The sequence below is a fragment of the Bacillus sp. ISL-46 genome, from assembly GCF_018613205.1.
This window is the reverse complement of record NZ_JAGGQR010000009.1, coordinates 1-25,665: the sequence shown is the minus strand read 5'-3', so window position 1 is coordinate 25,665 and position 25,665 is coordinate 1. Positions and strand designations below refer to the sequence as shown.

26 protein-coding genes and 2 riboswitches are annotated in these 25,665 nt (G+C 42.5%); all 26 genes read right to left on the bottom strand.

The genetic code is table 11. The features are described 5' to 3' along the window. Window position 1: 1 nt before the first annotated feature. The 26 genes from cobA to J7E67_RS03300 all read right to left on the bottom strand — a co-directional run bounded on the left by cobA (window position 2) and on the right by J7E67_RS03300 (window position 25,444). Window positions 2-787 (bottom strand): uroporphyrinogen-III C-methyltransferase, encoded by a 786-nt coding sequence (gene cobA / locus J7E67_RS03420; RefSeq protein WP_214711756.1) that lies wholly within the window; start codon window positions 785-787, stop codon window positions 2-4. Between the two features lie 20 nt (window positions 788-807). Beyond that, the gene (cobT, locus tag J7E67_RS03415; protein ID WP_214711758.1) at window positions 808-1,848 is read right to left on the bottom strand and encodes a nicotinate-nucleotide--dimethylbenzimidazole phosphoribosyltransferase; all 1,041 of its coding nucleotides are present in this window, start codon (window positions 1,846-1,848) and stop codon (window positions 808-810) included. After that, window positions 1,845-3,362, bottom strand: a complete 1,518-nt coding sequence (locus J7E67_RS03410; protein WP_214711760.1) for a cobyric acid synthase — start codon at window positions 3,360-3,362, stop codon at window positions 1,845-1,847. The genes cobT and J7E67_RS03410 overlap by 4 nt, the downstream gene beginning before the upstream one ends. Continuing rightward, a complete protein-coding gene (locus J7E67_RS03405) occupies window positions 3,355-4,725 on the bottom strand; it encodes a cobyrinic acid a,c-diamide synthase CobB (protein ID WP_214711762.1) in 1,371 nt (456 codons plus the stop codon). The genes J7E67_RS03410 and J7E67_RS03405 overlap by 8 nt, the downstream gene beginning before the upstream one ends. A 16-nt stretch (window positions 4,726-4,741) precedes the next feature. After that, on the bottom strand, window positions 4,742-5,863 hold the full coding sequence (locus J7E67_RS03400) for a cobalt-precorrin 5A hydrolase (protein ID WP_214711764.1): 1,122 nt from the start codon (window positions 5,861-5,863) through the stop codon (window positions 4,742-4,744). Beyond that, window positions 5,863-6,636, bottom strand: a complete 774-nt coding sequence (gene cobM, locus J7E67_RS03395; protein ID WP_214731015.1) for a precorrin-4 C(11)-methyltransferase — start codon at window positions 6,634-6,636, stop codon at window positions 5,863-5,865. The genes J7E67_RS03400 and cobM overlap by 1 nt, the downstream gene beginning before the upstream one ends. Then, complete coding sequence (cobI, locus tag J7E67_RS03390; protein WP_214731013.1) at window positions 6,633-7,334, bottom strand: precorrin-2 C(20)-methyltransferase; 702 nt, start codon at window positions 7,332-7,334, stop codon at window positions 6,633-6,635. Before cobI ends, cobM begins: the two co-directional genes overlap by 4 nt. Before the next feature lie 2 nt (window positions 7,335-7,336). Continuing rightward, window positions 7,337-8,527: a precorrin-6y C5,15-methyltransferase (decarboxylating) subunit CbiE gene (gene cbiE, locus J7E67_RS03385; RefSeq protein ID WP_214731057.1), complete on the bottom strand. Its 1,191-nt coding sequence runs from the start codon at window positions 8,525-8,527 to the stop codon at window positions 7,337-7,339. A 1-nt stretch (window position 8,528) separates the two neighbouring features. Continuing rightward, a complete protein-coding gene (locus tag J7E67_RS03380) occupies window positions 8,529-9,632 on the bottom strand; it encodes a cobalt-precorrin-5B (C(1))-methyltransferase (RefSeq protein WP_214731011.1) in 1,104 nt (367 codons plus the stop codon). Window positions 9,633-9,635: 3 nt separating this feature from the next. Then, window positions 9,636-10,283 (bottom strand): precorrin-8X methylmutase, encoded by a 648-nt coding sequence (locus tag J7E67_RS03375; RefSeq protein ID WP_088087492.1) that lies wholly within the window; start codon window positions 10,281-10,283, stop codon window positions 9,636-9,638. A 17-nt stretch (window positions 10,284-10,300) separates the two neighbouring features. Beyond that, the gene (gene cobK, locus J7E67_RS03370; protein ID WP_214711772.1) at window positions 10,301-11,098 is read right to left on the bottom strand and encodes a precorrin-6A reductase; all 798 of its coding nucleotides are present in this window, start codon (window positions 11,096-11,098) and stop codon (window positions 10,301-10,303) included. A gap of 3 nt (window positions 11,099-11,101) precedes the next feature. Beyond that, window positions 11,102-12,031 carry a sirohydrochlorin chelatase gene (locus J7E67_RS03365; protein WP_214711773.1) on the bottom strand — a complete coding sequence of 310 codons (930 nt, stop codon included), beginning with the start codon at window positions 12,029-12,031 and terminating at the stop codon, window positions 11,102-11,104. A gap of 60 nt (window positions 12,032-12,091) precedes the next feature. Then, window positions 12,092-13,717: a precorrin-3B C(17)-methyltransferase gene (gene cobJ / locus J7E67_RS03360; RefSeq protein WP_214731009.1), complete on the bottom strand. Its 1,626-nt coding sequence runs from the start codon at window positions 13,715-13,717 to the stop codon at window positions 12,092-12,094. 53 nt (window positions 13,718-13,770) lie between these two features. Continuing rightward, window positions 13,771-14,154: a (2Fe-2S) ferredoxin domain-containing protein gene (locus J7E67_RS03355; protein ID WP_214711775.1), complete on the bottom strand. Its 384-nt coding sequence runs from the start codon at window positions 14,152-14,154 to the stop codon at window positions 13,771-13,773. A 127-nt stretch (window positions 14,155-14,281) separates the two neighbouring features. Beyond that, window positions 14,282-14,459: riboswitch (cobalamin riboswitch) on the bottom strand. Between the two features lie 178 nt (window positions 14,460-14,637). Then, window positions 14,638-14,826: riboswitch (cobalamin riboswitch) on the bottom strand. Between the two features lie 293 nt (window positions 14,827-15,119). Beyond that, on the bottom strand, window positions 15,120-16,052 hold the full coding sequence (locus tag J7E67_RS03350) for a VCBS repeat-containing protein (RefSeq protein WP_214731008.1): 933 nt from the start codon (window positions 16,050-16,052) through the stop codon (window positions 15,120-15,122). A 315-nt stretch (window positions 16,053-16,367) separates the two neighbouring features. Further along, the gene (locus J7E67_RS31740; RefSeq protein ID WP_285290446.1) at window positions 16,368-16,490 is read right to left on the bottom strand and encodes a hypothetical protein; all 123 of its coding nucleotides are present in this window, start codon (window positions 16,488-16,490) and stop codon (window positions 16,368-16,370) included. 112 nt (window positions 16,491-16,602) lie between these two features. After that, window positions 16,603-17,919: an MATE family efflux transporter gene (locus tag J7E67_RS03345; protein WP_214711777.1), complete on the bottom strand. Its 1,317-nt coding sequence runs from the start codon at window positions 17,917-17,919 to the stop codon at window positions 16,603-16,605. 95 nt (window positions 17,920-18,014) lie between these two features. Further along, window positions 18,015-18,824, bottom strand: coding sequence for a nickel import ATP-binding protein NikE (gene nikE / locus J7E67_RS03340; protein WP_214711778.1), 810 nt, complete (start codon window positions 18,822-18,824; stop codon window positions 18,015-18,017). Between the two features lie 26 nt (window positions 18,825-18,850). After that, window positions 18,851-19,678, bottom strand: coding sequence for a nickel import ATP-binding protein NikD (nikD, locus tag J7E67_RS03335; protein WP_214711807.1), 828 nt, complete (start codon window positions 19,676-19,678; stop codon window positions 18,851-18,853). A gap of 15 nt (window positions 19,679-19,693) precedes the next feature. Continuing rightward, window positions 19,694-20,527 carry a nickel ABC transporter permease subunit NikC gene (nikC, locus tag J7E67_RS03330; protein ID WP_214711779.1) on the bottom strand — a complete coding sequence of 278 codons (834 nt, stop codon included), beginning with the start codon at window positions 20,525-20,527 and terminating at the stop codon, window positions 19,694-19,696. Then, window positions 20,524-21,468 (bottom strand): nickel ABC transporter permease subunit NikB, encoded by a 945-nt coding sequence (gene nikB / locus J7E67_RS03325; RefSeq protein WP_214711780.1) that lies wholly within the window; start codon window positions 21,466-21,468, stop codon window positions 20,524-20,526. The genes nikC and nikB overlap by 4 nt, the downstream gene beginning before the upstream one ends. 17 nt (window positions 21,469-21,485) lie before the next feature. Continuing rightward, window positions 21,486-23,111 carry a nickel ABC transporter substrate-binding protein gene (nikA, locus tag J7E67_RS03320; RefSeq protein ID WP_214731007.1) on the bottom strand — a complete coding sequence of 542 codons (1,626 nt, stop codon included), beginning with the start codon at window positions 23,109-23,111 and terminating at the stop codon, window positions 21,486-21,488. Between the two features lie 84 nt (window positions 23,112-23,195). Next, window positions 23,196-23,387, bottom strand: a complete 192-nt coding sequence (locus J7E67_RS03315) for a hypothetical protein (protein ID WP_214711782.1) — start codon at window positions 23,385-23,387, stop codon at window positions 23,196-23,198. A gap of 110 nt (window positions 23,388-23,497) precedes the next feature. Continuing rightward, window positions 23,498-23,734 carry a DnaD domain protein gene (locus tag J7E67_RS03310; protein ID WP_308160326.1) on the bottom strand — a complete coding sequence of 79 codons (237 nt, stop codon included), beginning with the start codon at window positions 23,732-23,734 and terminating at the stop codon, window positions 23,498-23,500. A 700-nt stretch (window positions 23,735-24,434) separates the two neighbouring features. Beyond that, window positions 24,435-24,977 carry a DUF3231 family protein gene (locus J7E67_RS03305; RefSeq protein WP_214711783.1) on the bottom strand — a complete coding sequence of 181 codons (543 nt, stop codon included), beginning with the start codon at window positions 24,975-24,977 and terminating at the stop codon, window positions 24,435-24,437. Between the two features lie 320 nt (window positions 24,978-25,297). Continuing rightward, a complete protein-coding gene (locus J7E67_RS03300; protein ID WP_214711784.1) occupies window positions 25,298-25,444 on the bottom strand; it encodes a hypothetical protein in 147 nt (48 codons plus the stop codon). Between the last annotated feature and the right edge of the window lie 221 nt (window positions 25,445-25,665).

Sequence of the window (25,665 nt, the reverse complement as noted above, 5' to 3'; positions counted from 1 at the left end):
CTTAGTCCCTCCCTAATCCTACTTCTTGTTTTTCTTCTGCTTCTTGAAACCAGCGTAATTTCTCGCGCAGGCCGACCACATCACCCACCAGAACAATCGCCGGATGAGTAATCCCAGCTTCAAGGACCCGGACTTCGATATCCTTTAAACTTCCGGTCACCGTCTTCTGCTTGGCCGTCGTCCCCCATTGGATAATGGCGGCTTTCGTATCAGGGCTTTTTCCGTTCTCGATTAATCTCGAAACAATATAGGGTAAATTCCCAATTCCCATATAAAAGGCAATCGTATCGATTCCTTGAGCGAGGGCTGGCCAATTTAATTGATCCTCATCCTTTTCCGCTCGGCTGTGGCCAGTGACGATCGCGAAGGAGGAAGCATAAGCGCGGTGGGTCACCGGAATTCCGGCATAAGCAGGCGCTGCAATACCAGCTGTAATCCCCGGCACCATTTCATAGCGGATCCCATGTTCCGCGAGAATTTCCGCTTCTTCACCGACACGGCCGAAAATACAGGGATCGCCTCCTTTTAATCTGGTGACAGTCTTGCCCTGACTGGCTTTTTCAATTAACAGCTCGTGAATTTGATCTTGAATGATCTGATGTCTTCCTGGCTCTTTGCCGCAAAATATCAGCTCTGCCTCCGCCTTTGCATATTTCAGCAGTTCCTCATTTACCAAGCGGTCATATAAAATCACATCCGCCTGCTGGATACACTCCATCCCATAAACCGTGATCAGCTTAGGGTCTCCTGGTCCAGCACCAACAAGATACACTTTTCCATTTGTCATCTTCTCGCTCCTTTCCTAAGTTACTCATTTGAAATTCCGGCCGATGCAAAGGTGGCCATTTCTTTCAACATTAAGGCCGCTGATTGTAAGATAGGAAAAGCCACTGCTGCCCCGCTCCCTTCGCCTAGCCGCAAATCTAAATCAAGTAGTGGCTTCTTGCCTAATAACTGCAGTGCAATTTCATGTCCAGGCTCGACGGAACGATGACCGACCATCATATAATCCGCTGCTGTCTCACAGATTTCCCTTGCCAAAAGAGCTGCTATTGTGCAAATAAATCCATCAACCAATATCGGGATCCGGTTCGCAGCGGCGGAGAGCATTGCACCGGTCATACCGGCTATTTCCAAACCGCCAAGTTTAGCTAAGATATCGATTGGATCCTTCCGGTCAGGGTTTCTTTCCTTCAGTGCCCGTGTGATGACCTCTTGCTTATGACGGATTTTTTCTGTGGGAATCCCTGTTCCTCGGCCGACGAGTGCACCGATGTCCTGCCCGCTTAGAACCGCTGCGATCGCACTGCTTGGCGTCGTATTGCCAATCCCCATTTCACCAACAATTAGGCATTTGATTCCCTGTTGAATCATCTGTTCCGCCCGTTCATAGCCAACGGCGATGGCTTGTTCGGCCTCTTCTCTTGTCATTGCATCCTGCTGGCAAAAATTATTCGTTCCATAGCGAATTTTCCGATTTACAAACCCGTCGGCCTCAATATCTGCTGCGACACCGATATCGACCACTTCAAACATAGCCCCGATTTGCCGGCTAAAGACATTGATGGCCGCACCGCTGTTTAAAAAGTTCATAACCATTTGCACAGTTACTTCCTGCGGAAAAGCGGATACCCCTTCTTCGACCACGCCATGATCAGCGGCAAACACGATCACTCCAGGTGGTGACACGACCGGAAAGGCTTCAGATGTCATTTCCGCCAGTTGAATCGCTAATTCCTCTAATCTCCCCAAACTGCCCGGAGGTTTGGTTAACGTATCGATATACTCACGAACTTGCTGCCCCATTTCTCTATCGAGAGGCTGAATGGCTGTTTTTACGCTATTCATTGGGTGATCCCCCTTTTTTGATAATCCTTCATTAATTGTTCAATGACATCGAGTTTTACATGTTCCCTAACATGTTCTGCCAGACGGTCAAACGCTTCTTCCCTCAGTTGGTTAAAAGATGGGCGCTTGTGGATGGGCTCCAACCCCTTTTTGCGTCGGATCTGATTAAGCAATTCCTCGCGAAATTCATCATTATGAAATATCCCATGAAAATAAGTGCCAATGATGGTTTCGTCTGAAGAATGACAGCCATCCCATTTTTCATTCGTAAAAATAAGCCCTTGGGACGCTCCTGTCGCAAAGGTTTCACCCATATGAATCTCGTAACCTGTCACATGGAAATTTTTTCCGAAAAGATGCAACATCCCATTTGATAAGATCGTCGTCTTTTCTTTCGTAATGGTCGTTTCAATTGGCAGTAACTGAAGACCTTTGATTTCTTGAAGGAGCGACTCGATCGCCAACGGATCCCCAATTTTATCACCGAGCATTTGATAGCCGCCGCAGATTCCGAAAAGAACGGTGTGTTTCTTTCTCTGTAATTCTGCTATTTTTTGAGCGATGCCGCTCTTTCTTAAAAACAGCAAATCTTCAATTGTATTCTTGCTGCCTGGGAGAATCACTAAATCTGGGTCGTGTAATTGATCCGCTCTCGTTATAAAACGGACATGACAATCGGGCTCGGCAAAAAACGGGTCGACATCGGTGAAATTGGAGATTTTCGGATACTGGATCACCGCGATATCCAATTCTTTTTCGGTATTTTGAGTGGAGGTATATTGATTTAAAATCACGGAATCCTCGGCATCAATATTTAAATTTTCCAAGTAAGGAATCACGCCGAGAACTGGTTTACCTGAATACTCCTCAAACCACGTTAATCCCGATTCTAGCAGGCGGATATCGCCGCGGAATTTATTGATAATCACGCCTATCACTCGGTCGCGGTCCGCTGGTTCCATCAGTTGAAGGGTTCCTACTAAACTAGCAAACACTCCGCCTTTTTCGATATCCCCAATCAGGATCACAGGGGCACCCGCCATTTTGGCGACCCGCATATTGACCATTTCCCGATCATTGAGATTAATCTCGGCCGGACTGCCTGCCCCTTCAATGACCATCCGTTCATAATTTTGGGACAGGGTGGAGAGTGATTGTTGAATCAGCGTCAATCCCGTTTGAAAGAATTCCCGGCGGTACCTTCCTGCTTCCATATTCTTATATGGTTTACCATGGACGACAATTTGGGATTGGTTATCCCGGTTCGGCTTTAGTAGAATCGGGTTCATATCGGTGGTTGCCTGAATCCCTGCGGCTTCGGCCTGAACTCCCTGTGCTCTGCCGATTTCTTTTCCGTCCACGGTGATATAGGAATTTAACGCCATATTTTGTGATTTAAACGGAACCGTTTTATATCCGTCCTGGGCGAATATCCGACAAAAGGCTGTCACGACGACACTTTTGCCGACATCCGAATTAGTACCTTGAAACATAAGTGGTAGAGCTTTAACCATTTTCTTTGAACTCCTTACATTTCTTCACCCAATTTTCCACAAGCTCGGGGCATGAGCCAAAATGAAAATGGGTATAACCTGCAATTAAATTCCCTTTCCGATAGCCCTCCTGCTTAAACCCACGCATTCCTTTCGTTTGATAGGCCGGGTCAAAATCCGTTCTAGGATGAAAGGTAGAGTAGTGAAATTCATGGCCTCTTGCACTCAGATTTCCTGCTAACAAGAAATTTTCTCCTTCTGCAGTGATTTCACGGTATCCCAAAGCCGCTAGTTTTGTCTGCATTTTCACCTTTCCGGGAATGATCCCGACCATTTTGTAACTCGTTTCATCCGTTGTTTCCAACGATTCGGTTAAGTACATAAACCCGCCGCATTCTGCCAAGGTTGGCAGTCCTTTTTCAATGGCCGTTCTAATCGAGTTGTTTACCTCTGTCTGTTTGGTCAGCTCTTCCGCAAATTCCTCTGGAAACCCGCCGCCGATATACAAGCCATCGACTTGTTCCGGCAGGCATTCACCCTTTAATGGAGAGAACTCGATCAGCTCGGCTCCGGCGGCTGCTAACATGTCGAGGTTCTCCTGATAGTAAAAATTAAAAGCGGCATCTCGTGCGACTGCAATTTTTACAGTTACCTGCTCTGCTCTCTTAAACTGGGATTCTTTTACCTTTAAAGGGGAGGCTTTCGCCAGCTCATATAAAGAATCTACATCGATGGTTTCAAGCACCAAATCACCAAGCTGCTCAAAAAATGGATTCAATTCTCCCCGTTCAACGGAGGGTATCAACCCTAAATGCCGTTCCGGAATCGAGAGTTCCTCGTTTCTTTTCAAATAGCCAAGGACGGGAATCCCGCATTCTTGCTCAATCGCGGTTTGGACGATTTTAAAATGGCCTTCGCTCCCAACCCGGTTAGCGATCACCCCGACAATATTGGCTTCCGCCAGAAACGTTTGAAATCCCTTGACGATGGCCGCCGCACTTCGGGCCATACTGGCACAATTCACGACCAAAATGACCGGACTTTCGGTGATGAGACTGATTTCAGCTGTCGAGCCCGTATTGTTAAGTGGATTTTTCCCATCAAAGAATCCCATTACCCCCTCGATAACGGAAATATCCGCCCCAACACTTGCGCGATTGACAATCTCTTTGACCATCTCGTGGTTGAGCATCCAGCTGTCAATGTTTCTTGACGTTCTTCCCGTGACGGCCGTATGATAGGTCGGGTCGATATAATCTGGACCGCATTTAAAACCCTGGACTGTATAACCCTTTTTCCTTAAAGCAGACATCAGCCCAATGGTTAGGGTTGTTTTCCCAACACCGCTGCCTGTCCCTGCAATTACAAGTCGGCGACTAGACATTCTATTTCCCTCCTCATCAATAGGGAATCACCGCTACTGATATGGTGACATTACCTGATTTCTTTTTCATCAACGCTAATTTTTCTGCACCGCTGTACAATAAGGCGGCTGGCTCACTGACACCGTACGCACCGGTATATTTAAAAACCGTTTCAGAAGGGTCCTGAAGTTCAATGGTATTCAATTCAGCTGGTGTGTAATAAATAAAATCCCAGCGGTTTTTATTCACCACTTCGAGCAGCCCCGCTTCATCCTTTTTTAGATCAATCGTGCAAACCGCTTTGACACTTTTTTTCGAAAACCCTAATTCCTCAAGCGTTTCGTCGATCACTGCTTCGATTTCAGCACGAGTGGTCCCGCGGTTGCAGCCCATTCCAAGGACAATCACCTTTGGTCGATATAAAACACCATTATGTAAAATCTCCGTTTCGTCCTCGGATAAATTCCGATGGGTTACTACTAGGGCTGCATCCGGCTTTGCGGCCAGCGCTTCTTGGATTGATGAATACGGCTGAATATTTCCCGGGAGCGGGCGGCCATATGGCCACCAGCCTTTTTCACCTGACTCCTGGACCACGGCAATTTTTTCTTCATTCACAACCGAAGCGCTAACGGGCGTCAGCTTTTCAGCCGAGTCCCAAATCCAGCCAAACCGTTTTCCGAACAAATCAACCGCAATCGTTTCCTGTACATCTGAAGCGGTGGTAATAATGGGACGGGCCAGTAGGGCGGCCGCCACTTCTTTCGTTAGTTCATTGGCACCGCCGATATGGCCTGACAGTACGCTGATCACATGTTCACCCTTATCGTCGATAACGACAACGGCAGGATCTGTTTTTTTATCCTTTAAAATAGGCGCAATCATTCGGACCACGGCTCCAAGGGAAATGATGATGATCAGCCCCTTATAGGCCTCGAAAAGAGAGGGCAGAAGAAGGCGAACGCTTCCGGTGAATAGCTGGATATCCTTGTTCCGCTCATCTCCTTTTTCAAACTTCGCCATATAGTACACATCGGCATGTTGAAACGAATGTCCCAGCTTGCGGGCCAGTTCGACCCCATGCTTTGTAATCGCAACAACGGCATAGTCACCCTTCTGCTGAATGACCGCCTTTTGCGCTTCCTGAAGCTCGATCATTACGAGTCCACCCCCCGGCGAAATCCATGTGTAAATGTTTTGTCATAGAGCTTGGAACGATAATCTTGTTCGTGAATGTTTTCATCTAGCGCCCAGCCGGCTAAGATCATCGCCTGTTTACGAATCCCATTCGTCCTCATATCTTCGTCCAAGCGTTCCAGTGTGGTCCGGACAATTTTTTGATCTGGCCACGAGGCTTTATAAACGACCGCAACAGGGGTATCCTTGCTCCAGCCAGCCCCGGTCAATTCCTTGACAAGCTTTTTCGTTAACGTCGCACTTAAGAAAAGCGCAATCGTGCAATGATGTTTGGCTAAATCCGCCAGCTTTTCAAATTCTGGCACAGGTGTCCTGCCTTCAGCTCTTGTCAGGATTACGGTTTGCGTTAAATCAGGAATCGTCAGCTCGGCTTGCGCGGCCGCGGCGGCTGCAAACACAGAGCTCACACCCGGAACAATCTCAACTTCGATTCCTTTCTTCTTTAACAAGACGATTTGTTCCATAATCGCCCCATAGACAGCCGGATCGCCCGTGTGGACACGAACGACCTTTTTCCCTTGCTGGATTCGGTCAGCCATGACGTTGACCATTTCTTCTAAGTGCATCCCGGCGGTTTTTAATATTTCGGCGGAAGGTTTCGCTTTGGCAATTAAGTCTTCGTTTACAAGAGAATCTGCATAAAGAACGACATCTGCCTGCTTAAGATGTTGAAGACCTTTTACCGTGATTAAATCAGGATCGCCTGGTCCGGCACCAATGATATAAAGCTTCATTTTCTCACCACCATTAATGTTAAGTATTCAAGCTCCGCTCCGTCGAGCTCATCTGCCCGCCAAATAATCTCCTCATCCGATGTTACCTTTGTGACGACTGAAGCCTTGTCAAGCAAATCTAAATCACGTAATACTTCAAGCATTAAATCAATCACCTTCGCCACTTTTATAAAAATGACACAATCATTGTCTTGAATGACTTTTTTCATGGTTTCATAGTCATCGCGTGCTGGAACAATCGCCACATGCTCATCCCCATCTGCCAATGGAATTCCCAGCCTAGAAGCCGCCCCATTGATGGACGAAATCCCCGGAACGACTTCAATCGGAACCTGCGGATACTTTTCCTGCATCAAACGCATCATATGAATAAACGTGCTGTATAAAAGAGGATCCCCTTCAGTTACAAAAGCGACATCCTTTCCCTCCTGCAGCTTCGCCCATACATTTTCCACTGTTTCCGTCCATTTTCTTTCCAATGTGGCTGGATCCTTTGTCATCGGAAAGACAAGGCCCAGCATTTCTTTTTCGTTCGATTGAAAATAGACATCAATGATTCGATGGGCATAGCTTTTACTGCCCTTTTGTTTTTTCGGATAGGCAATCACTGGTGATTCCTTTAATTTACGAAATGCCTTAACGGTAATGAGCTCTGGATCCCCCGGGCCAACCCCAAGGCCGTATAATGTACCTAACATGTTTACTCCCCTTCCTTGCGCCATGCTTCTATTATGTAAATCGGATTTAATGCATCAAATCTTGTCAGATTCAAAATGGGCTTACTTCTGGATATTTGCGCAAGAGTAATGTTCGTCTCATATCCCCGTTCTTTAAACGCAAGCATCGCTTCGGAAAGATTTTCAATCGTGACGGCATTTAAGACAATGCGTCCAGACGCTTTCAAGCGGCTGCAGCAAATATCCAAAATGTCTTCCATCCCGCCTGCCGTCCCGCCAATAAAAACCGCATCCGGATCTGGGAAGGTATCTAATCCCTCTGGTGCTTTCCCGTGAACAAGTGTTGCATCCACACGGAACTTGGCTAAATTTTGCTTACAGTTTTCCAAGTCGCCCTCGTTCTTTTCGATGGCAAACACTTGTCCTTCCCTGGCGATTTTCGCTGCCTCAATCGCTACAGAACCTGTGCATGTGCCAATATCCCAAACCGTACTGTCTTCCTTTAACCTTAGGGCACTTATGCTTAGTGTGCGAATTTCCTTTTTGGTAATTAAGCCCTTATCCGGTTTGCGCTGAAAAAACTCCGCATCGTCAATGCCGATCGGCCAATGCGGGCTTTCTCCCTTTTTCTTGAGAATCACCACATTGAGCGGTGAAAACTCTTCATCCTTCATTTCAACAAGGGTAAACCAGTGGTATCGTTCCTTGTCACTGCCAAGGTTCTCTCCCACAAACGCCTCATATTCAGTCATGCCAAAGGAAAGCAAATACTGAGCGATTTTATTTGGAGAATTTTCTGTGTCGGTTAAGATTGCGACCGTTTTTTTTCCATCCACCCGCTGTGCCAGCCCTTTTATACTCCTGCCGTGAACGCTGGTAAAATAAGCATCCTGCCATCTTTCTTTCATTCTGGCAAAAGCAAGCTGGATCGAACTTAAATAAGGATAAATTTCCAAATCGATTTTAGAAGATAGATAGCTTCCAATTCCATAGAACAACGGGTCTCCGGAAGCTAGAATCACTACGTTTCTCGTCTCTGACTGCAACCGTTCGACGAGTGAAGAAAGCCCGCCTTCAATCGCGATGTTTTCGCCGGCGAATTCAGGAAAAAAAGAAAGCTGTCTCTTTCCTCCTATTAATATTTCACTTTCATTAATCCACTTTTCGTACATCGGGAGCAGGCTCACTTTGCCTTCGTCCCCAATGCCGATCATTTTAATTGATGCCACTCTTACACACCGCCTTTCCTAACAATTCCCCCTTCATGGTATAAAGGGTCGTATCTATATCGATCCCGCCATCGACTTCCTTTAACGCAGCAAGGCAGCAATGGTCGCTTAGCATTTCGAAAAAGGAAAGATGGCCCTGTGCTGTCATCATATCGCCAACCTGTGATGCCGTATTGGCCGTTCGAATATCTTCGACCAGAGCGGCATCCGCACCGGTACGGCTTGCCACCTCCGCTAAAAAATTAAAATCTACCGGGGCGCTTTTCGAGTGGACCATCATGATCCCCATTGCCACCTTTGAGAATTTCCCCATCATGCCGACCATCGACACTCTTTTTACCCCTTGCTTCTTGCATTGTTTAAGGGTAAACCCGACAAAGTCACCCATTTCGATAAAAGCTTCCTCAGACAGCTCGGGGAATTGCTTCATGGCATTTTTCTCGCTTCGCCCGCCTGTTGTAATGACAACGTGCTCGCAGCCACTGGCCCGGGCAACGCTAATAGCCTGGATGATGCTGGCCTTATAAGCGGCTGTGGAAAAAGGAACGACAATCCCGCGGGTTCCGAGGATAGAAATCCCGCCAATGATTCCTAAGCGACCATTGAGTGTTTTTTTGGCAATTTCTTCACCGGCTGGTACGGAAATGACGATCTTTATGCCTCTTGTAATCCCAAATTCTTTTAAGACACCTTCGGCCGTCTCACGGATCATCCTGCGGGGAACGGGGTTAATCGCGGCCTCGCCAACAGGAACGGGCAATCCGTCCTTTGTGACCCGGCCAACTCCAATTCCCCCGTCAAGGACGATACCTGGTTCATCGAGCCATGACACGGTGGAAACGATTAAGGCCCTGTGGGTGGCATCCGGGTCATCCCCCGCGTCTTTAATCGTACTGGCGGTAGCCGTTTGTTCCGTCACCTCAGAGCTTTCTATCTGAAAGGTTGCAAACCGCTTGACGGGCAAGTAAATGGTCGATTCTGTTTGCGGCTCACCGGTTATTAATGCCGTTAGCGCCGCTTTTGTTGTCGCCGTTGCACAGGCCCCTGTCGTATATCCTTCCCGCAGCTTTCCTTTTGGTACTTCCTGCATAGGTTATCCCCGTTCAGCCATAATGGAAATGGCGTTTAATGCAGCAACAGTCACGGTACTGCCGCCTTTCCTGCCAATATTGGTGATGAATGGGATATCGAGCTTGGCTAATTCTTCTTTTGACTCAGCGGCGGAAACAAACCCAACTGGCAGACCAATGACAAGACCTGGTTTCGCTTCTCCTTCTTTAATCAGGCGGATGAGTTCGAGTAAGGCGGTTGGGGCGTTCCCGATGGCAAAAATGCCGCCGTCCGCTTCTTTGATCGCTTTTCGCATCGAAATAATTGCCCGTGTGGTATTTAACCGTTTGGCTTCTTGTACCACATCCGGGTCAGAAATATAGACCTTGATTTCTCCGCCGAATTTTTGAATTCGCGCTTTATTAGCCCCGCTTTGAATCATTTGAACATCGGCAACTACCATTTTCCCGCTCCGAATCGCGCGAATGCCGGACTGAATAGCGTCAGGATGAAAGAGGACGCTTTTCCCGAGTTCAAAATCAGCGGATGCATGGATGATGCGCTGGACAATCGGATATTGCTCCTCGGTAAACGGGTGCTCCCCAATTTCTTCATTAATCATTTCAAAACTTCTTCCTTCGATCTGTTCCGGTTGGACGGTTAACGGTTTAAATTCGGTACGAAAATCCATTTCTCTCACTCCTGTATTTAAAATGATTGTTCTGTTGTGACGGTTGGTGTGGAACCAATCCTTTTATCTAATTCTGCGATGACATCAATAAAATTAGCATAGACGGTGACATAATTCAGTTTCGGGCGGCCAATAAGGATGACCTCAATCCCCAGTTCCTTGGCCGCTTCCACCTTTTCATCGACCGATCCGACTTTCCCGCTCTCTTTCGTCACCATTAAGGTCACGCCATATTGCTTATATAGGGCTTTGTCGAACTCTTTTGAAAATGGTCCCTGGATCGCAACAATATTTTTCTGCAGCAGCCCTAGCTGCTCACATTTTTCCATATTATCCACACGAGGCAGCATCCTGGCGATCAAGCGGATGTCCGGGTTTCCTAATAGTTTTTCTGTGAAAATTTGAAGCGTCTTGCTGCCAGTCGTCAGCATCACCACGCCTTTTTTGGTTAATGCAAGCTCCGCTGCTTCCTCGTAGCTTTCGACGACTGTCATGTTGTCATATTGGAAAGTTTGTGACTCCCGTTCATACCGGATATAGGGGATTCCCGCCGTTTGGGCCGCCTTGATAGCGTTTTTCGAAGCTTCTTCCGCAAACGGATGACTGGCATCGACAACCGTTAGAATCCCTTTTGTGTCAATCAACCCCACCATGTCTTCATCCGTTAATCTTCCTACTTGAACAGGTATCCCTGACTCCCTTAATTCAACCGCTGCATTTTCTGTGACAACGGAGGCCAGGAGATCGAAGCCCTCCTTTTTTATTTCTAAAGCAAGGGCTCGTGCATCACTTGTACCGGCTAATACGAAAATCATCCTCTATCTCCTGCCTTTTTGCTCTGCATGTTCGTGATCATGGTGATGGTCGTGGTCATGGTCATGGTCATGATGGTCATGGCCGTGATGATGATCGTGATCATGATCATGGTGGTGGTGATGATCGATATGTTCCATTACATTGAGACGGTATTGGCAGGTATCGCAGTTCATCTTCACCTCATCACGGAGGGCTTCTTCCACCCGATCGATTAAAATCGTCTGTAATTTTGGATGATAACCAAAATAGTCAGCCAACAGAAATTCAACCGCGGAATATTGATTTTGAATAGGAACCATCATATCTTCTAACCGTTTAATCAGGATGCCGGTGAATAGAAAGTAAGGCAGGATTACCACTTTTTTTGCTCCAAGCTTAATACAGCGCTCAATCCCTTCGTTCACAAGGGGATTGGTCACCCCCATAAAAGCAGGTTCGACGATTTTATAGTTTGTTTTTTCCCATAGTAATCTAGCAATTTTATATAAATCACTATTCGCATCGGGATCGCTTCCGCCCCGTCCTAACAAAAGGACAGCCGTATCGTCTTCGATGGATTCTAAATTCTCGCCAATTTCCATTAATCTCGTTTTTAGAATTTCAAATGTTTCCTCATGAACACCTATTGGCCGGCCATAAGTAAATTGAACAAGTGGATATTTATTCTTTGCCTCATCAATAGCTGCTGGAATATGAATTTTGGAGTGTCCTGCTTGTAAGAGCATGATTGGAATCACGACAATATGGTCGGCTCCTTTCTCCACACACAGATCGATTCCTTGATTAACGGTTGGTCGTTCAAATTCTAAAAAGCACGTCTCAACCAGGAAAGAATCGTCCCAAGTCTTTCTCATCTCACCGATGAACTCGCGAACCTGCTGATTTCCCTCTTGATCTCTGCTCCCATGCCCCACAAATAAAATTGCTTTCAAAATATTTCCTCCCCTTTGTTTGTAAATGCCTACCTGCCAATTGACCTAGACTTCTTCCCATTACTCCCCGCAAACAGCCGCTTCGATTTTAAGGTTAGGTGTGATATCCTGGTACACAAAACCTTGAACCTCTTTGACCCGTTTAAAAAATTTATAGAAACGTTCATTTGGATAGGCCTTTTGTTTGTACTCTTGAACAATCCCCTCTATGACCCCGACAATTTGGTCCGGTGCGATTCCTTCCGCTACGATTTGGCCGGGATGTGCCGTTCTTCCGGCTACCTTTGCCCCTAAAAATAAATCAAACGCTCCCTTACGGTAGACAATGCCAATATCCTCTTTTACGGCTCCATAACAGGCCATGCCGCAGCCATTCACACCTAGTTTCAATTCTTTGGGGAGTTCAATGCCGCCAAGTCTTTCCTGCAGCTCATCGGCATAAGGGATGGAATCCTTCTTTTCTCCGTCACAAAAATCACAGGCTTTTACGGTTAATACGTCACCAACAGGAGCAATCAAAAAGTTGGCCGCCGCTAGTTTTTCAACAATCTCATCAGGCTTTGAGGTTAAAATTTGCAGCTTCATAAAATGGTCTTGTGTGTATTCCATGACACCTTCTTCTCCGACAATTTCGGAAAGAATGACCATTTGAGTCGCGGTAAATTTTTTATTGGCGACTCCAGGGCTGACCGCTACCTCAAAAATAGATTGAAAATCTTGCTTCACCAATAAACCTTGGGATGGTCCATCGTTCTCACCAAGGATCATTTGCAAGGCTTCCTCGGCCAGCTCTCTTGGCGACTCTTTCACTGAGGTTGGGGTGACTAGTTCCTTGTTTACCGGTGTTACATCTTCCATTTGCTCCAGTGCCCATGGTTCGGCTTCCTTTTGCAGTCGCTGATGCGGTTTCAACGGCTGAATTGCCTGATTTAATGTATACTTCCGCTGATAACCGCGCGGAGTGATGATCAAGCCGTCGTAGAAAAATGTGGAAGAGTTGCCAATTAAAACGGTGGTTAACATGCCAATTTCATGTTCGAGCATCTCTTGTAAATTGGTTAAGACGATCTTTTGACTATCACGGTAAGCACTCTTTACCAATCCTACAGGGGTTTCTGGCGAGCGATATTTTAGTAGAATTTTTTGAGCTTCCATGATCTGCCGTGTTCTTCTCCCGCTTTTTGGATTATATAAAGCAATCACAAAATCAGCTTGAGCGGCCGCTTCGATTCGTTTCTCGATTATGCTCCAAGGTGTCAAATGGTCACTTAAGCTGATCGTACAGGCATCATGCATGACCGGCGCGCCTAATAAAGAAGCACAGGAGTTGATGGCAGAAATGCCAGGTACCACCTCCACTTCTACCCCTGAGTCTTTTTTCCAGCCTTTTTCGATTAGCACTTCGTAAACCAGTCCTGCCATTCCATATACACCGGCATCACCGCTTGAAATGACGGCTACCGTGTAACCGAGTTCGGCCTGTTTCACTGCCTCCTGGGCCCGGCTCACTTCTTCTGTCATTCCTGTGCTGATGATTTGCTTTCCAGCTATTAATCCCTTGATTAAATCAACGTAGGTTTTGTAGCCGATGATGATATCACTTTCTTCGATGGCTTCTTTTGCCCGTCCGGTGATATGTTTTTCATCACCGGGGCCAAAACCAATAACTAATAATTTGCCTTTCACACTATTACGCCACCTTCCAAAATTTCAAACTAGAATCCAGATACTATCCGCTGTTAAATCTTTTCTTTAACAGCTTTTTGTACTCCTTCGATGCATTCCGACCCTTCTGGCTGTATGAATCCTTCTTCGGAATATTCATAGATCGCATGCTCCTGAAGGCAATGACCTTCCGCCAGATGACGCCTTACAATCGTAGCTCCCACTTCTGGCGTCACGTTTTTATACCAGGTCCCGTCTGGATAAACGATAGCAACGGGAGCGTCCTTACATCTCCCATTGCATCTCGTTCTTGTTGTATGTACGAGTGAATCTAAGTTTAAATTGGTGATTTCATTCCGAATCGCTTGTGTCGCTTCCTCCCCACCCTTTCTCATACAGCTGCTGCCGTTGCAAATGAAAACATGGTGTTTCGTCCCTTGTAAATTCCAAGTAGTCATGTCACACTCTCCTTTTCGTTTTTTACGTAAAAAAAGCACCCCTATGGACATAGGGGTGCAGAATATATACACACAAAAAAATAGCGGTGTATGATCAGCACTTCTACCTATGTTCCCGTAGGTTGATGGAAGTTATTAGGTAAAGGCAGGTCTCCTGACTTAGGTTCATCATTCCATTGCGTCTTCCCGAATTCCTTCAGTGACATCTGCAATGAACTCCCCATACAGTGGCGGGTACCGTGACGGATTTAAACCGTACTTCCCAATTAAGCACATATTCGTGCACCTATCCTAATCTATTCAATTGTTAAAATGGCTTGTTCCTTCTAAAGCTAAACTATGAGAATTAAAAATGATTTAGAATCATCAAAACGAAAAAAATCCGTTCAACATTAGTTGAACGGATAAAACGTCAGCACAAAGAAAGTTAATAAATAATCCTTTTTGTCCAAACGTTCCATCTTCTCAACCCCCGAAGAAATCGAAACTTAAAAAGCTAAGACAGGTCTCCTGACTTGTGTTTCTTCCTACTTTAGACCCTTCCCGAATCGTCAATAAATAAACGGTCCAGTGGTTTGTCTATTTCGTCCACACTTACAGTTGCGGGGACAGTTCTGGCCTTTCACCAGATTCCCTATTAAGCCCTAAGGCATCTTAACTAATAGTTAACAAATTCATATGTAATTTTAAGAGATAATAATTATACTAGTCTAACAAATAGAATATTTCAAGTGCTTTTTTAATTCCCTTATATTATTTTAGGGGATCGGCATAGCTATCGGATTTGAAAGGCTCGATAAAACGATGGTTTAAAAATTAAAAATTTTTATTCCTTTCTGATTACAAAAGGGTGTCCCTATTTTTAAGGACACCCTAGCTAATTTTTGATTAACAATTATTCCATTAGGCCTCTTATGTTAGGTGAAAAAGTTTTTGTTCATTTCTTTTATTAAAAGGTCCAATTGTTACATCTCCCCACCAAAGGTGGCCACTGTCTGTCTGTCAGGACCAAACTCCTGACCATTCCATTTCAATACAGTTTGTACATATCCCAGACTGTCCGCATTATACCTGCCAGCTATCCTTTGATACGCTTCGAGTTCATATCTATTATCCCTGTTAAAATCAATCGGGTATAAACCAGACAAAGGATTCACCCACCCATTAATAGGAGCCCTTAATATTCCTTGGGGGTTATAGATTTCCGATAAATATTCCTTCCCCTTATAAATAAGGTCAAGAATATACTTTTCTCTAAGACGATAACTGATTACCTTTGCTTTGTATTGATTTTCATATGTCACATCGTACTTATAGGAATCATTGAATGCATCTGAATCAAATATTTGTCTAATTTGACCGTTCATATAAGAAAAAATATACGCATAGACCGTGCCGGCGCTTCCTCCGGTGTCAATAACCACTAAAATACCTTCCCCCTTTTTGCCTGTCAAATCACCTAGAAAAAGTGTGGGGTTGTATCCTGAGTTATTTTTAAAATGGATGTGATCATAGTGATGTGTTCTCCCATTTTGGACAACCAATGTGATATCTTTCCAAAATGGACTATCAGGAGTTTTATATGCCGTAAGATAAACATTATCCTTTATCCCGTCTCCGTCAATATCACCCCTCTTTACTGTTACGATGGCTGGACTATTAGTATCTATCTGTCTTGAATCAGCTGATTGCAGTCCGGCCCGTATTTCAAAAAGTTTGTGCTTTGAAGGATAAGGATTGGGAAAGGACAAAGCCAGATCAATTGTTTGCAGTGCTTCATTTGTTAATCCAGCTCTTGCCTGCGTTTTAGCCAAACAGTACCAATAATAGGGATGATTCGTCTCACGTATTTTTGTGTAATAATGATGGAGCTCTTTATTGAAGTCATTGGTGTCCATTTACAACCCACCTGTCTTATTATTCTCCATATATACTTATGTACGAATTCACAGGAGCATTCCAAGGTCCGTTTTCCATAGGTTATCGTCTCGTAGGTTCCATCTTTTTTCCATAAAAAAAAGCAGGTACCTGAGCTATTACTAGCCATTACCTGCTTTTTCGTGAAGTTCCACTAGATATCAGTTTTATCACCCAACAAGTCTAATGGAGAATTGTCTCCAACGTTCTCTAGCAGCGGAGTTTCTACCGCTACACCTAAATTTTTTAGTAGTTTAGCAATGGTTTTCATACCACTAAGGGGATTAATTTTGGTTTCATAAGAATCTTGAATGCCATGTTTCTAAATGGGTAGCCCCAACGACATGGAAGACATTCGGACGATCAATCAGGAATTTTAAGGCGACAAAGTCTTTATCCATTGTTAATTCATAGAGCATTCGTTTGAGCCCCTTGATCCTTCCTCTATAGATATTTCATTTGTATGCCTGGCTATTTTTTATTCCTCCTTGTTACATGACAAATGATTCAATTCAAAAGTAGCTGTAATTTTCAGATTCCTTTGTTTATAGATAATAATCTTTTATTTAATCTAGGAGTATACATGATCAAGAATCCAGAACGCCCAAAAGTGTATAGAATGAAAGCCAGCCATAGGCCATGATTATGCCAGATAGGTGTTGCCGTAATTTGTATAAGGATATAGGCGATCATTGCGTAAATCATAGAGTTTCGAACGGGAGCAATTTCAGTTGCACCTGTGAAGGCACCATAAATGACAAGGCCAAAACACGCGGCAAACGGGTATAGAATAAGCCATGTTCCATATGTAGTTGAAAGTTCGATTACACTTGGTAGATTGGTAAAAAGCGCAATAATTTGTTTTTGAAATAATCCATATATACAAGCTATCACAAAAGCCGTAATCACCGACCATTGTTTTGATAAAGTAAGTGTTTTTTTATATAAATCCTTGTCGTTTGCTCCTACCGCTTTGCCGACAAGAATACTCGTAGCGTTAGCAAACCCCTCAAAGAAATAAGCCATAATGTAATGAATTTGAAATAGAACAGCATTGGCCGCTAAAAAGTTTGTACCAAACGAAGCACCTTTTGCTGTAAACATATTAAAAACGACTAATAAACAAATCGTTCGAATAAACAAATCCTTATTAACGTTAAACATCTTTTTCATAGACTGTGTATCTATAAGTTCTTGAAAGGATGGTAACCTCCATTCAAACGGTGATGCCTTCATCACAATGAACATCCCTAATATAAAGGCTGTCACTTCAGCAATCAAAGCGGCAGCAGCAACCCCTTTTACAGCAAAAGAAAAGACATGGACAAAAAGAATGGCCAATATCATATTCAAAACATTCATTAACACCTGTAAACATAAAGATTCTTTAATCTTTGCCATCCCCATTAACCAGCCAAGGATAACATAGTTCAGTAGTGTAAAGGGTGCTCCCCAAATTCTAATTCGAAAATATTCAGCTGCAAACTTACTGACATCAGAATCGTTTGAAAACAATATCAAAGCTACATATTCAATCGGCCATTGTAAGAGAATAAAACACACCCCAACCACAACAGCTAATAAAAATGGACGCGATAAAGCAAGTATTCCTTGGGCTTGATCGCTTGCCCCATTCGCTTGTGCGGCAAAAGCAGATGTACTAACCCGTAAAAAACCGAATACCCAATACAAGGTATTAAAAATAAGAGTCCCGACTGCAACTCCTCCAATATATGCCGCATCAGGAAGCTGTCCCACAACGGCTGTGTCTACAGCACCTAACAAGGGCGTTGTCATGGTCGAGATCGTTAAGGGAATCGCCAAAGTGAGGTACGCACGATGATTCATTAGGAATTTCCTCCTTCTATCAATACAAATAAGAACAATAGCCCCGATTTTGCAAATGAAATCGAGGCATTCGAAAAGTGTTTATAATGTTTAAATTAAACAGGTCTAACCGAACGAAAACGAGGGTGCTCGGCCAGCATTGAATCTCTCATCTTATTTACTACAGGATGTTCTGAAGAAAAAAACTGTTTTTTTGCATCGTAAAGCTCGACCAATTCTCCTTTTTCTAGTACACCTAATCTATCACTAATCGTATAGGCAGCTTTAATATCATGCGTAATAAAGAGATATGATAACCCGAAGTCTGCTTTTAACTCCTTGAGTAATTCTAAAATAAGGGTTTGATTCACCATATCTAGACTACTGACAGATTCGTCTAAGACAATCAGCTTTGGCTTGAGTGAGATGGCTCTTGCAATATTGATTCTTTGCAATTGGCCACCGCTAAATTGATTAGGATATTTTTTTAAGTCGTCTTCACTTAGCCCTACCCTTTCTAATAATTCAATAACGGTTCGTTTTTGCTCAGCAACTGTTAGCTTTTCATAGTTTTCTAGCGGCTCTGCAATAATTCGTTCGGCCGTCATTCGAGGGTTAACCGATGAGTATGAGTCCTGAAATACAGCTTGAAGATCACGACGGATTTTTTGACGACTATGCTTATCTGCGGTATATATATCATGCCCTCGAAACAGAACCTGTCCACATTGCGGCCGTTCCAGACCAAGAATCACTCTTCCTAAGGTACTTTTACCAGCTCCGCTCGTACCAAGCAAACCTAAACAGGTTCCTTCCTCAATAGAGAGAGAAATGTCGGAAAGTGTTTTTTTAGAGCGATCTTTCCAGTTGAAAAACGTTGGAGATCCAAAGCTATGGGTTACTTCATTTACTTGTAATAAACTCATTTTTTCACCCCTTATAAATGCCTAAGTCAAGCCAAATGGATGACAGGTTCATCTAAATGTACTATTGACCGTGCATTTAAAAGTTTTTTTGTATACTCATGCTGTGGATCATCAAATAGTTGGAATACACCAGCTTTTTCTACTATTCGACCATTTTGCATAACGGCAACTTCATCAGCCATTTCAGAAATGACACCGAGATCATGGGATATTAATAATATGGCTGACCCATATTCAGAGCGAATTTTATCTAAGTGGTACAGCACTTTCTTTTGATTATTTACATCAAGTGCGGTGGTCGGTTCATCGGCAATAATTACCGCAGGATGTAAGCAAGCGGCAATAGCAATCATCACCCGTTGAAGCATACCACCACTCAATTGAAAAGGATAGTATTTTAATAGTTTAACAGGATCTGGTAAGTTCACATGATGCATCGCCTCAATGGCAAGCTCTGTTGCTTGTTTTTTATTCCATTGTGTATGTGTTCGAATGGTTTCTATAAATTGGTGGCCAATTGTAAAAACAGGCGTAAAAGCATTCATCGGATTTTGCATAATAAAGGCTATATCCTTACCACGAATCATACGCATTTCTTTCTCTCCTAAACCGTTCAATTCGCTTCCTTTTAATACGATACTGCCTTCAATCGTTGTAGTTTTCCGATTGAGAAGCTGAAGAATGGACATACTCGTAACGGTTTTACCGCATCCACTTTCCCCAACAAGACCCAGTACCTCCCCACGCTTCAGTTCAAAATTGATATCCTCAACAAGCGTGGTAGCACCAGTTTTTGTTTTTACCTGTACATGTAAATCTCTCACTTGTAACACATTCGACTGTTCTGTACCCAACATTCTCATTCCTTTTTATGATCGACGTTTGACACCGTAACGTTCGGATAACGCTTCGCCCAATAAATTGAAGGTCACAATCACGAGCATAATCATCAAACCTGGAAAAAGCATTAATTCAGGATTCGTCCGAATATACGACTTTCCTTCGTGAATCATCGCTCCCCATTCAGGTGTAGGCGGTTGTACTCCTAAACCAAGAAACGACATGGCGGATATATCCATGATGGCCCAACCCATTTCTAATGTACCCATGACCACAAGTGGAGGGAGCACATTTGGGACAATATGCTTTTTAATGATCTTCCATTGCGATGAACCGCTTATTTTCGCCGCTGCAATAAAGTTTTGTTCCTTCAGACTTAGAACCATTCCTCGGAACATTCTCGCGTAATATACCCATTGCACAAGCATCAGTGCTAAAATGACCTGAGGAAGTCCAGGACCGAAAATACCAACCAGACCAAGGATAAGGATAAGGCTAGGAAAAGCCATTACACCATCACAAAATCTCATCAAAACCTGATCCACCCAGCCGCCTTTATATCCAGAAAAGGTTCCAATTATTAAACCAATCGTTAAAGATGAAATGAATATGAGCATGGCAAAGCCTAAAGATATTCGTCCCCCATATAAAAGGCGTGATAAGTTACATCTTCCTAAATGATCAGTACCTAATGGGTATTCCCAGGATGGAGGCTGTAGTTTATAAGCTATATTGACCGCAATCGGATCATTGGGTGCAATCCAAGGAGCCAATAACGTGATGATAAAAAGAATCCCTAATATCATGGTACATATCGGAATCACTTTTTGACTTATAAATATCCTGCGTATACTGGTTATCATCGTTGTTGCCCTTCTTTCCTGGATATGCGCGGGTCAATAAACATTTGAATCAAATCCACTATTAGGTTGCTAATTATAAATAAACTAGCGGCTATTAGTACATAGCATTGAATGATAGGGATGTCACGGTTAAAAATCGCTTCAATAAAATAACGGCCAAACCCAGGCCATGAAAAAACGGTCTCCACGATAATCGTTCCTGTCAGCAGTTTTCCAAGATTCATCCCCAGACCAGTAATCATAGGGGAAATGGCAATTCTTAAGACATGCTTGGCCATAATGGTTTTTTCTTTTATCCCCCTTGTCCTTGCGAATAGCACATAGGGCTCTTGTAAATTTTCAAGAATGCTAGCACGCAACAATCTTGTGTACATCGCTATTAAAGGAAGAGCAAGCGTAATGGAAGGCAATACAAGATGTTGCCATGTTCCAAACCCCTCAACTGGGAAAAGATCAAGTTTTACAGAAAAGAAAAAAATCAATAAATAACCTAGCCAAAAAGAAGGAATGGATGCCCCGAAAAAGGAGAGTATGCGACTGAAATGATCAATTGCGCTGTTTTTCTTTACTCCTGCTAGAAAGCCAAGAGGGACACTGACAAGCACCGCGATGAATAAACTCCCTAGCGCTAGCTGGAAGGTTGCTGGAATTCGGTAGATCACCTCGTCCCAAACGGGCTTATTCGAAACATAAGATATGCCAAAATCAAGTTGGCATATCTTCATAATAGAGTTTACATATTGAATGAAGAATGGTTGATCTAAACCAAACTCATGTCTTTTCTGGGCCAAAATCTCATCGGTCGGTTCGATATGTGCTGCTGTTAAATAAGACTCGGCCGGATCCACCGGTGAAAAGTGAATCATTCCAGTTGTTAGAAGTGCGGCCAAAAGAAAAACCGGGATAATGGACATTATTCGTTTTATAATATAATTGCCCATAATAGCCTCCTACCTGCTTACTGCTCGATGATAATTCCTGTGAATGGATTTTCGTCACGATTCGCAGAGAAATTGAAGTTCTTGACATTTTTTTGATAAATCGCTGTTTTCTTAATATAAGAGATAGGAAGAATTGCTCCTTGGTCCTGCAGTGATGTTAATATAGAAGTGTACAGCTGTTGACGTTCATTTTCGTCAGTTGTCTGAGGAACCCGGGCCATTTGTTGGAGTAATTCCTCTTTGTTTGGATAGGCTGAAATGGCTTCATTAAATCCAAATCCTTCTTTTGCCACAATGTTTATAAATGTATGCGGATCATATGGAGAACCGTAGTTACTAAAGAAATTAATATCAAACTTATTATCTTTAAATCTTTGAACTTGAACAGCAAGCTCTACCCCAACAATATTTAATTTCACACCAATGGCAGCCCATTCTGATTGTAGCGTTTCCGCCATTGCTTTTTGAATAGATTCTGCTGAATCGTACATCATTTCAATTTCAAGTGGCTGTCCATTTTTTTCCCGAACCGTTTTCCCCTTAGGAAGTGTCCATCCTGCTTCGTCTAATAACGCTTTTGCTTTCTTAACATCATATCCAATCTTCGTAACATCAATTTCGGAAGTATAAGGCAAGTTTGTCGGTAGAATAAAATCTGCTGCTTCTTCTAGTCCAGAAGTGATTCCTTTCACCATTGCCTCTTTATTAAATCCATAATGTAACGCTTGGCGAACACGTTCATCGGATAGCTGTTCTCTGTTTGTATTCATAACAAGCTGTCTTGTCGCGACTGGCTCAGAAATGCTAGTTTCATATTTATCAGTTGATTCTAATTGTTTGAAAGCGTCTAAACTGATAACACCTTCTCCGTAAATTAAATCTAGCTCACCTTTTTCAAACGCTAGTACTCTCGTTTCTGCATCAGGAATGACTTTCACTTGAATTTTTTCTACTTTTGGAAGCTCACCCCAATAGTTTTCGTTTCGTTTGAAAATCGCATATTCATCCGCTTTATACTCTTCCAAAATCCATGGGCCTGTACCAACTGGTTTCACAATTCCTTTTGAGGTATCACCATTTTCAGGGAATCCAGCTTCACCTAAGAAACGAACTGGTCGAACAACAGCTAGCTCCTGAATCGTTGGATAATAGGCTTCAGTTAATGTCATTTTAAACGTATTGTCGTCGATAACTTCCATATTTTCAATTTTCGAAAGGAAACCCAACCAACTATGTAATTCCATGTGGCTTAAAATTGTATCAAAATTCTTTTTCACAATTTCTGCATTAAAGCTTGTTCCATCAGAAAATTTGACATCTTGACGCAGATGAAATGTATATACTTTTCCGTCTTCAGAAATTTCCCATGACTCAGCAAGATGCGGTTTTAGCTCTCCCCCAACTCCGTAACTTACTAATGGTTCATATACCATTGACTGAGCAAATAATTGTGAAGGATTATAAACATGGGGATTCATTTCGCCCACATCCCTCGCCCAAGCGATCGTAAGCATATTATCTTTTACGTTCTCTGACGTTGTATCCTTATCACTAGCATTTGTACAACCAAGTAATACTGTTGATAATAAAACAATAAAAATAAATGTTAATAAAATATTCCGACTATTAATTGCATAAGACATATAACTTCCCCCAATTGATGTTGATAATCATTTTCAATTGTAAGAGCATCACAAAGTCTTGTCAATGTAATATTTGCTATTTAATTATTTTAACCCATTAGCCCCAATAGATAAAATTATTTTAAATTGCAAGTAAGCAGTTGAGGCAAACACCAGCTTTCGCATTAATTCTTTATGCCATGTACTTTCTAACTGTTCAGGTTGAATGACGGTATCTGTAAGTAAATACTCCGCCTTCATCAAGCTTCCTAAAAACGCTTTTTCAGCCATACTCATCAATCTTCACCTGCCGTAAGGTCAAGTACAAATCCACCTGGAATAGCTCTTCCGGCAGGAAACGATTCGGTTGATTGCCTATGCTTTGGTACGGACTTTTGGTTCTCATGTTAGGAATCAATTTCTTCTACGGTGAGTAAAGATTCATTTTCCCAGTTTTTCAGAATCCCAACCACATAGCTCAGCCTTCGCTTGTTATTGGCACACGCAATATTCATCGCTTTTAAAATCACCTCTTTTGGCTGTAAAAAGCTAGAATCATCTAACCAAGATAATAACTGTTGTTTGGCATTCACGTTCGAAAAACCAAATCCATTGTTGTCCCAAAACTCAACAATTTCTTTCACATCGACTGTTTTTTGATGAATCTCTGCCCCTGGACTGTTCTCTAGATATAGTGTTTTATGAAGAAAACGGACATGTTTTTTTCATAAACATGTTGAAAATGGTTTATAGTTGATAATTCCTCAATATTTGTACACCTTGCTATTTTTTTATTTCTCCCTGTTTCATGACAGGGTAACAAATGTTTTATCAAAAAAAATATTTTAGTAAGAATCGAATAAAATAACGTTCCTTACAGTAGGAAACTTTGAATTTTATCGAATTTATCATGATGATTTGATACCGGTGGTCGTGGTCGAATTACTTCACTAATCATTGATTTTACAAGGTTCTATTAACATAATGTGTAAAATTTGTGTAAAATAAAATATCTTTTTTTTAAAATTCCTTCACGTCGCACACTCCTTTTGTTACGTAATTTTGGTCAAATGCCACATAAAATAGAAGAAGAATTTCATCTCTTCCTTTGACTAAACTACCTTTTAGTTCAATAACAAAAAAAGCTGCCTCAATGACAGCTCCTATTTTAAACTCTTGCAGCCGTTAGCTTAACAAAGTTTAATCATACATAAAACTTAATAATTCTTCTTTCCTTGGAAAATACCCAACTATGTTCGAAATAACTTTCTTTAATTTTTTAATTTCAAATATATCCCAAATATATCCCAAATGTAACTAGTTACGTTACCCCTAACTTAATGGTTACTGGGAACCAGGTGGAACGTAAAAAGGTGGTACTTTAATCCATCCGCGTTTACGCATTAAATGTTTTAATCTACTTGCGAAAGCAAATTTTTCTGTTTGAAACTGAATAAACAATAAACCAACATCTGTACGAATCGATTCAGAGGCAGCACCTGCTGCACGCATAATTAAACCTACGATTTTTAATGATAATTCGTTTGCTATCACATCATCCGTTAATTTAACTCCAAGAGGGATACTATTAGAATCTGATTTTGGCATATCTGCAGGTGCAGGAGGTAGCGGAATTCCTTCCTTAATCATGAAATCATGTAGTTGTTCTCTTTGACTGGTACCTAATTTCATATCTTCTTCAAGTATTGCTTTTAATTCTTCATCTTTCGTGGTATTTATACCTGCATGCACAGATACTTTAGCTAATTCAAGTCCTGCTAAGTAAATCCAGCATGACATCACTTCTCCAACATGAAGTGGTTGGTCTTCGTCTTGAACTGTCAGTGATTTCATAGCATCAATGACAGTTTCCAATATATTTACCATGTGAAACCCTCCTGAGTTGGTAGTATTCATACATATTGTTTGTACGGTAAGATTTTTTATTCAGATGGGTACCACCAACATTTCAGAAATTATGTATACTTAGTAAATTTCAGCCTAAAAAAGAAAAAAGTTGCCCTACAAATAAGGCAGCCTTATCTTCAACTCTTAGTGAAACAAGAGACTTATTATTTCTTTTCTAAAAATGGCACCAGTACAACCTCGACCCATCTGTTGAACTTATCGTGTGCATCATCAAAATTATTTGCCATGAATAATAAGACACCCCAATCCTTTTCTATTTCAGAATCCATATTACCGAATTATTTATACATCTCATCATCTTCTAATTCATTGAAAAATATATCCCAGCTTCCTTCATCATTCAAATATCCAGTAGCCGTGGTATAAAAATCTGTCTTATCGCAGTAATAGTCTATGTGCCAATGCCCGTAATTTTTCTCAATCATAGTATTTACCCTCTCTCTAAAACAGAATAAATTGTATTGTACTTTTATTTATTTTAGGGTCCAATTGTACTCACTGCAATCGCTATCCATTGTTCAACTCCCTCAGTTTGATATGAGTATCTCTTGAATGCTCACTTATTCGCAGGATTCCATAACCCTTGTAATTGGATTTATGTGTAATTGAAATGAGTTCAGATCATTTTGGCTTCGTGAAGGCATAG